Here is an 8459-nt window from a genome sequence, read left to right on the forward strand (position 1 = left end):
TATCAACTCCAAGCGGTGACCAGATTTCTCCACATCTTCCGTGGAAAAGAAATACTTCCCTGTGGAAAATGGTCTTTCAAAAAAGTCCGTGGAAAAATACCCGGATCCTTCCACATCCCCTGTGGAGCCTCAAAATCCGACAGCGCAAGCCTTTCCCCGCCTTTTCCACAGCTTTTTTCCCTACGGCTGCTTTTTCTAAAAAATACATTTCTTTCTTTTTCAAAAGAGCGATTCCGACCCATATCTTCAAACCCCGACTAGAGAGGAAGTGCATGCATGAAATTCTCCTGTGAAAAAGCCCTTCTGCAAAGCGCCATCGCCGTCACCAGCCGCGCCGTGGCCCAGAAGAGCTCCATTCCCGCGCTGGAAGGGCTGCTGCTCCACGCGGACAGCCGGCTGACCATTTCCGGCTACAACCTACAGACCGGCATCCGTACGAAGGTCTCCACCGATGTAACGGAACCCGGCGAGATTGTTTTAAACGCCCGCCTCTTCGGCGACATCATCCGCCGGATGCCCGACGATGTGGTGGTTTTCACCGCAGATGACAAACAGCTGGTTCATCTCTCCTGCGGCGATGCGGACTTTGATATCCTGGGCCTCTCCGCGGCGGATTACCCGGAGCTGCCCATGGTGGAGGATGATTTTTCCGTCTCCATCCAACAGAAGCTGCTGCGTGCCATGATCGAGGAGACGGCCTTCGCTGTCTCCACCAATGAGAGCCGCCCCATCCATACCGGTGCCCTGTTCGAGATCACGGACCAGGGCCTGACTATGGTGGCGGTGGACGGATTCCGTCTGGCCATCCGGCGGGAGCCGCTGGAAAAGATCGACGGCGGCGCCTTTTCCTTTGTGGCGCCGGGCAGCGCCCTGGGCGAGGTGAAAAATATCTGTTCCGACGTGGAGGATCTGGCTGCCGTGACCCTGGGCAAAAGTCATATTCTATTTGAGGTAGGAGACACGGAGTTGATCTGCCGCCGGTTGGAGGGAGAGTTCCTGGATTATAAGAATGCCATCCCACGGAAGAATCCCATCTCCGTCATCGCAGATACCAAGGCCCTGATTGAGAGCATTGACCGCGTCAGTGTGGTGATCTCCGAAAAGCAGAAGAGTCCGGTCCGGTGCCTGTTTGACCACGACAAGGTGCTGCTCTCCGCCAAGACCGGAAACGGCGAGGCCAAGGATATCTGCCGCTTGTCCGGTGACGGCGGCGGGCTGGAGATCGGGTTCAACAACCGCTATCTGATGGAGGCTCTCCGGTACGCGCCGGCGGACACGGTGAAGATCGAGCTGAATACCGGCGTCTCCCCCGCCATCATCGTCCCCACGGAGGGGGAGGAAAACTTCCTCTATATGGTCCTGCCGGTGCGGCTGAAGAGCGCGGAGTGAGCAGATGGAGACGATCACGATTCACACGGAGTTCATCAAGCTCCAGGACCTGCTGAAATTCGCCAATCTGGTGTCCTCCGGCGGCGAGGCAAAGGAGCGGATCCAGGGCGGCGAGGTCACCGTCAACGGCGAGATCTGCACCATGCGGGGCAAAAAGATCCGCCCCGGAGACGATGTGGCCTTCCAGGGCGCCCATTATACGGTGGCCTATGCGGATTCTTGAGCTGGAGCTGCAGCATTTCCGCAACTACTCCGGCCAGCGGGTATCCTTTGACCCGGACTGCAATGTGATCTTCGGGGAGAACGCCCAGGGCAAGACCAATCTGCTGGAGGCTATCGTCTACCTCTCCTGCGGGAAATCCCCCCGGGCCAGGACGGACCGGGAGATGATTGCCTTCGATGCGCCCGCCGCTGTGCTGGAAGCCGGGATCTCCGCCCGAGACCGGGAGTTCCGCACCCGGGTGGAGCTGTACCGGGACCGGCGGCGGAAGATGTGGGTGAATCAGGTGCCTGCCAAAAACAGCGCCGCCCTGAGTCAGGTATACCACACTGTATTCTTCTGCCCGGACGACCTGTATCTGATCCGGGAGGGGGCCGCCGCCCGGCGGCGCTTCATGGACACCGCACTCTGCCAGTTGCGGCCGAGATACGCGGCCGCTCTGGCGGAGTACCACCGGCTCTATGACCACAAGACCCGCATTCTGCGGGACAGTGAGGAGCGGCCGGATCTCCTGGAGCTGCTGCCGGACTTTAACGAACGGATGGTTCGTTTCGGCGCAGTGCTGGTCCACTACCGCCGGCAGTTCGCGGAGGCGCTGAAGCGCTATGCCGCCCGCCACCATCGGGAGTGCTCCGGCGGAAGGGAGCGCCTGGAGATCACCTATCAGACTGTTTCCTCCGTCACGGACCCGGCGGCGGAGGTGGAGGTTCTCACGGAGCAGCTCCGGGCCCACATGGAATCCCACCAGGGGGCGGAGCGGGCCTCCCGGATGTGCCTCTCCGGCCCCCACAAGGACGATCTGGTCATCACCATCGACGGCCGGGAGGCCAAATCCTACTCTTCCCAGGGTCAGACCCGCACCGCGGCTCTGGCGCTGAAGCTGGCGGAGCGGGAAATCTACCAGAACGCCACCGGCGAATACCCGGTGCTGCTGCTGGATGACGTTCTCAGTGAGCTGGATCCCCGCCGGCAGGAGTTCGTTCTCAACCGCATCGCGGGGGGACAGGTGTTCATTACCTGCTGCGAAGATGATCGGCTGCCGGTCCTTCTGGGTGGGAAGGTGTTCCATGTGAAACAGGGCGCCATCGGGTGAAGAACACCGCAACCAAGCGTGAGCGCAGGAGCCCTGCAGTACATCGTATCTGCGGGAAGTGGATTTTCTCTTTTTGACAGCAGAAAACAGAGTGAAAGCAGGGAAAGGCAGAATGGACTGGATTTGGTATCATGCGCTGCCCCTCATTGTCTTTGGCGTCCCGCTCATTGGATTTCTGTGGGAGCTGCTGGTGGGGCTGCTCTGCCGGAAAAACTGCTGGCTGCTGTCTCTTCCGGTGCTGGCGGGCGCATTGGGACTGGCTCTCTGTCTGCTGGCACAGTCCTCCCTTTCGCTGTCCTTCCTGCTGGGGTTCTGGGCAGCTTATGGATGTGCACTCCTCTTTGGATGGAGCCTTTCCCAGTTGCGGACCACAGGGGATCTCCGCTGGAAAAAGTGGATATGCCGGGGAATGGCGCTGTGCTCCGGCGCGGCGCTGGCTGTCGGCTTCGGCGTACTGATCTTGCACGAGATGCGGGCGGCCAATTACACCATGGTGGAGGAAGTCATCAGTGAGGAAAATGCGCTGTCCGAGATCCCGGAGCTGGCCATTACGGATACGGACCGGAAGATTCTCTCCGCTCTGGAGGCGAGTTCTTCTGTTCAGGCAGCCATCGACGAAGGGGATAAAGTCACAATTAACGGCTTGGTTCCGGCGGAACACGCGGATGTCCAGAAGATTTTGTCAGAATTTCTGGAGGAAGGGCAGTATCAGTTTTCCGAGGTCGGCACCATCGCGCAGTTCGGCGAAATCGGCACTTTGTACTATGATATTTTCGACCGGGAAGAGGGCATCAGGATCATTACAGAAAAGCTGAGTACCGGGGACTTTCGAAAGACAGTCGCCGTTTACAGCGGAGATCCAGAGGAAAAATTGTCCGTGGTCATTTATGAAAATTATGAAGGAACGTTCCAAAAGATAGTCCGGCAGCGCCTGTGGTTTTACGATTTACTCCAGGTTCCAGAGGGGGCATGAACGATGTACCTGCATATCGGCCAAAACGAAATCCTTCCCGACCGCCGGGTCATCGGCATCTTTGACCTGGACAAATGCAGTTACGGCAAGCGGACCCGGGAGTATCTGGCGGCCGCGGAGAAAGAGGGCGTGGTGCTGGATGTGTCCGGCGAGATCCCCAAGTCCTTCGTGGTGTGTGACCACCCCTATCACCGGCAGATCGTGTACCTCAGCCAGCTGAATTCCACCACCCTCCAGAAGCGGGCGGAGAGCGGAAACCTGGAATGAGTCAGGAGGAGGATCCCATGGCGGCATATACGACACTGGTAAACCTTCCCCACTTTTTATCCTCGTTCACATCCCTGGAGACAGGAGCTCTGGTGCTTTTTCTGGCGGCAGTGTTCACGGTGCAGCTGATCCTGCTGCAAAATTACAGCGGGCGCCGGAGATGGCTGCCGCTGATCCTGTGTGCCGCGGCGCTGCTGGCTTTGGAGCTTGGGATTCTGGCGGTAAAATACCTGTTCCTGTCCGTATTTTCCGGAGACGGCTGGTCCAGCCCTCTGCTTCTGGTGTACAGCGTGTTCCTTCTGCTGCTGTATTTTGCCTGGGTGGCGCTGTTCGCCGCCCTCCTGGCTCTGCTGATATATCCCATTTTAAAGAAATTACGCATTTGATTCCAACTTACATGGTTCAGGGCAAGGAGAAACGGGCCGGAGGCGGCTCCGGCCCGGCTCTTCTTGCCTTGGAACGGATATGAATATCCTGAAAGGAGAACCTGCATGGCAGAAAATGAACTGTTGAACTCCACTGCGGTGGACACGGCCAACGAGTACGACGCATCGGAAATTCAGGTGCTGGAAGGCCTGGAAGCCGTCCGGAAGCGGCCCGGCATGTATATCGGCTCCACGTCCACCTCCGGCCTGCACCATCTGGTCTATGAGATCGTGGACAACGCCATCGACGAGGCACTGGCCGGCTACTGCACCGACATCCTGGTGCGAATCAACGAGGGGGACACCATCACCGTGGTGGACAATGGCCGTGGCATCCCCGTGGACATCCAGGCCCAGACCGGCAAGCCCGCCCTGGAGGTAGTGTACACCGTCCTCCACGCCGGCGGCAAGTTCGGCGGTGGGGGCTACAAGGTCTCCGGCGGTCTCCACGGCGTGGGCGCCAGTGTGGTGAACGCCCTTTCCGAATGGCTGACGGTCCAGGTCCACCGGGACGGACATATCTATGAGATGAAGTTCTCCAGGGGCAATGTGACCCAGCCCATGACCATTGTGGGAGATACAGACCACACCGGCACCACTGTCACCTTCAAGCCGGACCCGGAGATGTTCGAGGACACGGAGTACAATTACGATACCCTCCACACCCGGATGCGGGAGGAGGCGTTCCTGAACGCTGGCCTGTGCATCCGCACTGTGGACGCCCGCCCCGGACGGGAGCAGGAGGACAACATGTGCTTCGAGGGCGGCATCCGGGAGTTTGTTACCTGGCTGAACAAGAGCAAGGATGTGCTTCACAACGACGTGATTTACATGTCCGGAGCCCGAGAGGACTCCGTGGCGGAAGTGGCCATGCAGTATAACGACGGCTATAACGAGACGATCCTCTCCTTCGCCAACAACGTCCACACGCCGGAGGGCGGCATGCACGAGGAGGGCTTCAAGCGGGCTCTCACCAATGTGCTGAACGCCTACGGCCGGAAGATCAAGCTGCTGAAGGATGACGAGAAGGTCTCCGGCGAGGACTGCCGGGAGGGCCTCACCTGCGTCATTTCCGTCAAGCTGACAGAGGCCCAGTTTGAGGGCCAGACCAAGTCGAAGTTGGGCAACAGTGAGATCCGGACCCTGGTGAATAACATCGTCTCCGAAAAGCTGGAGATCTTCCTGGAGGAGAACCCCCAGGTGGGCCGGATGATCCTGGATAAGGCTCTCACTGCCAATCGGGCGAGAGAGGCCGCCAAAAAGGCCCGGGAATCCATCCGCCGCAAGACGGCTCTCGGCGGCGCCGCCATGCCGGATAAGCTGCGGGACTGCAATGAGAACAATCCGGAGCTGACGGAGCTCTATATCGTCGAGGGAGACTCCGCAGGCGGCTCCGCCACCCAGGGGCGGGATTCCCGGTTCCAGGCCATTCTCCCCCTGTGGGGCAAGATGCTGAACGTGGAGAAGGCCCGGGCAGACAAGGTCTACGGCAACGACAAGCTCCAGCCCGTCATCACGGCCCTGGGCGCGGGCATCGGGGATGAGTTCGATCTGAACAGGCTCCGGTATCACAAGGTCATCATCATGGCCGATGCCGATGTGGACGGCGCCCATATCCGTACTCTGCTGCTGACCTTCTTCTTCCGCTTCATGCGGCCCCTGATCGAGGAGGGCTATGTCTACTCCGCTGTTCCGCCCCTGTATAAGCTGACCCGTGGCAAGACCACCCGAGTGGCCTTTGACGACATCCAGCGGGAGAAGATCGCCGCCGAGATGCGGGGCGACAACCCCAACGCCAAGATCGACATCTCCCGGTTCAAGGGCCTGGGTGAGATGAACCCCCATGAGCTGTGGGAGACCACCATGGACCCCACCACCCGGACGCTCCGGCGTATCACGCTGGATGACGCCGTGGCCGCGGACGAGACCTTTACCATCCTGATGGGCGAGAAGGTGGAGCCCCGGAAGGAATTTATCGAGCGCAACGCCCAATACGCGGTCAATCTTGACTATTGATCCGTAGGGCGGCTGCCCTCGGCCGCCCGTCCGATCAGATATGCCTTTGCGGGCCGGCGAGGGCGCCGGCCCCTACAAAAAGGAGATACGATACATGAGCAAAAAGCCCCAATACGATCCTGAGGAGATCCGGTACCCCGAACAGAAGATCGTGGAGTCACCGCTGGTCCCCGAGATGGAGAAATCCTACATTGAGTACGCCATGAGCGTCATCGTGGGCCGGGCTCTCCCTGACGTGCGGGATGGCCTGAAGCCCGTCCATCGCCGGATCCTCTACGCCATGTACGAGGATGGCCTCACGGTGGACAAACCCTTCAAAAAGTCCGCCACCTGCGTGGGCGACGTGCTGGGCCGGTACCATCCCCACGGCGACGCCAGCGTCTATGACGCTCTGGTCCGCCTGGCTCAGGATTTCTCCATGCGCTATCCCCTGGTGGACGGCCACGGCAACTGCGGGTCCGTGGATGGCGATCCCCCGGCGGCCTACCGGTACACGGAGGCCCGGATGTCCCGGCTCTCCGACGAGATGCTGCGGGATATTGAAAAGGACACTGTGGACTGGGACCCCAACTTCGACGAGACCCGCAAGGAGCCCCGTGTCCTGCCCTCCCGGTTTCCCAATCTGCTGGTGAACGGCTCCAGCGGCATCGCGGTGGGCATGGCCACCAATATCCCGCCCCACAACCTGCGGGAGGTGATCGGCGCCTGCATCTGCGTGCTGGACAATCCGGAGGCTCAGCTCAGTGATCTGATGCAGTACGTCAAGGGGCCGGACTTCCCCACCCGGGGCATCATCATGGGTCGCAGCGGCATCCGGCAGGCCTATGCCACCGGCCGGGGCCGGGTGGTGATCCGGGCCCGGCATGAGTTTGAGGAGTTCGGCAAGGACCGCACGCGCATTGTCATCACCGAGATCCCCTACCAGGTCAACAAGCGTATGCTCATCAAGAGCATGGCCGACCAGGTGGAAGACAAGCGTCTGGACGGCATCTCCGACATCCGGGACGAGTCCGACCGGGACGGAATGCGCATCGTCATCGAGCTGAAGCGGGACGCCAATCCCCAGGTGGTGCTGAACCGCCTGTTCGCCCAGACCCAGCTGCAGACCAGCTTTGCCATCAACATGCTGGCCCTGGTGAATAACCAGTCTCAGCCCAAGATCCTCTCCCTGCGCCACATCATTGACGAGTATCTGGCCTTCCAGGAGGAGGTCATTATCCGCCGAACCAAGTACGACCTGCGCAAGGCCCAGGAGCGGGCCCACCTGCTGGAGGGTCTGCTGGTGGCTCAGGACAACATCGACGAGGTTATCAAAATCATCCGCAGCAGCTACGACAACGCCAAGGAGAACCTGATGTCCCGCTTCGGTCTGGACGATATCCAGGCCCAGGCCATTCTGGATATGCGGCTGAAAGCCCTTCAGGGCCTGGACCGGGAGAAGCTGGAGGCGGAGTACAAGGAGCTGGAGGAAAAGATCGCCTACTTCAACCAGCTGCTCTCCTCCGACGAGCTGCTGCGCAAGGTGCTGAAGGAGGAGCTCCAGGCCATCTCCGACAAATTCGGCGATGACCGGGTCACGGAGATCCAGGATGTGGAGGATGAGATCGACATCGAGGACCTGATCGAGGAGGAGCAGTGTGTCTTCACCCTGACCCAGGCGGGCTACATCAAGCGGACACCTGCCAGCGAGTACACCGCCCAGTCCAAGGGCGGCATGGGCAAGAAGGGCATCACCACCCGGGAGGAGGACTACGTGGTGGATGTGTTTACTGCCTCCACCCACGACTATATCCTCTTCTTCACCGACACCGGCAAGGTCTACCGGAAGAAGGGGTATCAAATCCCCGAGTCCGGCAAGGCTGCCAAGGGGACCAACATCGTCAACATCCTTCAGGTGGAGCAGGGCGAGCGGATCCAAGCCATGATCCATACCCGGTCCATTGAGGACGACGGCCGCTTCCTCTTCATGGTTACCCGGAACGGCACGGTGAAGCGCCTGCCGGCCAATACTCTGAAGAATCTGCGGAACAACGGCATCCGTGCCCTGCGGATGGAGGAGGGTGACCAGCTGATCGC

Annotated in this window: 9 protein-coding genes; all 9 read left to right on the forward strand. The window is 60.0% G+C overall.

Features of this window, described 5'->3' with window-relative positions; genetic code table 11:
- Window positions 1-293: hypothetical protein (locus QVE23_RS03775; RefSeq protein WP_287967590.1), on the forward strand; the 293-nt coding region annotated here is incomplete at its 5' end.
- Entirely contained in the window at window positions 277-1389 is a 1113-nt protein-coding gene (gene dnaN / locus QVE23_RS03780) for a DNA polymerase III subunit beta (protein ID WP_287553564.1), read from the forward strand. The genes QVE23_RS03775 and dnaN, both read left to right, overlap by 17 nt.
- Window positions 1390-1393: 4 nt before the next feature.
- Complete coding sequence (locus tag QVE23_RS03785; RefSeq protein WP_021751142.1) at window positions 1394-1612, forward strand: RNA-binding S4 domain-containing protein; 219 nt, start codon at window positions 1394-1396, stop codon at window positions 1610-1612.
- A complete protein-coding gene (recF, locus tag QVE23_RS03790; protein WP_021751141.1) occupies window positions 1599-2702 on the forward strand; it encodes a DNA replication/repair protein RecF in 1104 nt (367 codons plus the stop codon). Before QVE23_RS03785 ends, recF begins: the two co-directional genes overlap by 14 nt.
- A 58-nt stretch (window positions 2703-2760) precedes the next feature.
- Window positions 2761-3675, forward strand: coding sequence for a hypothetical protein (locus QVE23_RS03795; RefSeq protein WP_287967591.1), 915 nt, complete (start codon window positions 2761-2763; stop codon window positions 3673-3675).
- A 3-nt stretch (window positions 3676-3678) separates the two neighbouring features.
- Window positions 3679-3942, forward strand: a complete 264-nt coding sequence (gene remB, locus QVE23_RS03800) for an extracellular matrix regulator RemB (RefSeq protein ID WP_021751139.1) — start codon at window positions 3679-3681, stop codon at window positions 3940-3942.
- Window positions 3943-3959: 17 nt separating this feature from the next.
- Entirely contained in the window at window positions 3960-4328 is a 369-nt protein-coding gene (locus tag QVE23_RS03805) for a hypothetical protein (protein WP_287967593.1), read from the forward strand.
- 105 nt (window positions 4329-4433) lie between these two features.
- Complete coding sequence (gene gyrB / locus QVE23_RS03810) at window positions 4434-6383, forward strand: DNA topoisomerase (ATP-hydrolyzing) subunit B (protein ID WP_021751137.1); 1950 nt, start codon at window positions 4434-4436, stop codon at window positions 6381-6383.
- A 94-nt stretch (window positions 6384-6477) separates the two neighbouring features.
- Window positions 6478-8459 (forward strand): DNA gyrase subunit A (gene gyrA, locus QVE23_RS03815; protein ID WP_502919060.1); only part of this gene is annotated, 1982 nt, incomplete at its 3' end.

The organism is Oscillibacter sp. KLE 1728 (assembly GCF_934833455.1).
GTDB classification, from domain to species: domain Bacteria; phylum Bacillota; class Clostridia; order Oscillospirales; family Oscillospiraceae; genus Oscillibacter; species Oscillibacter welbionis.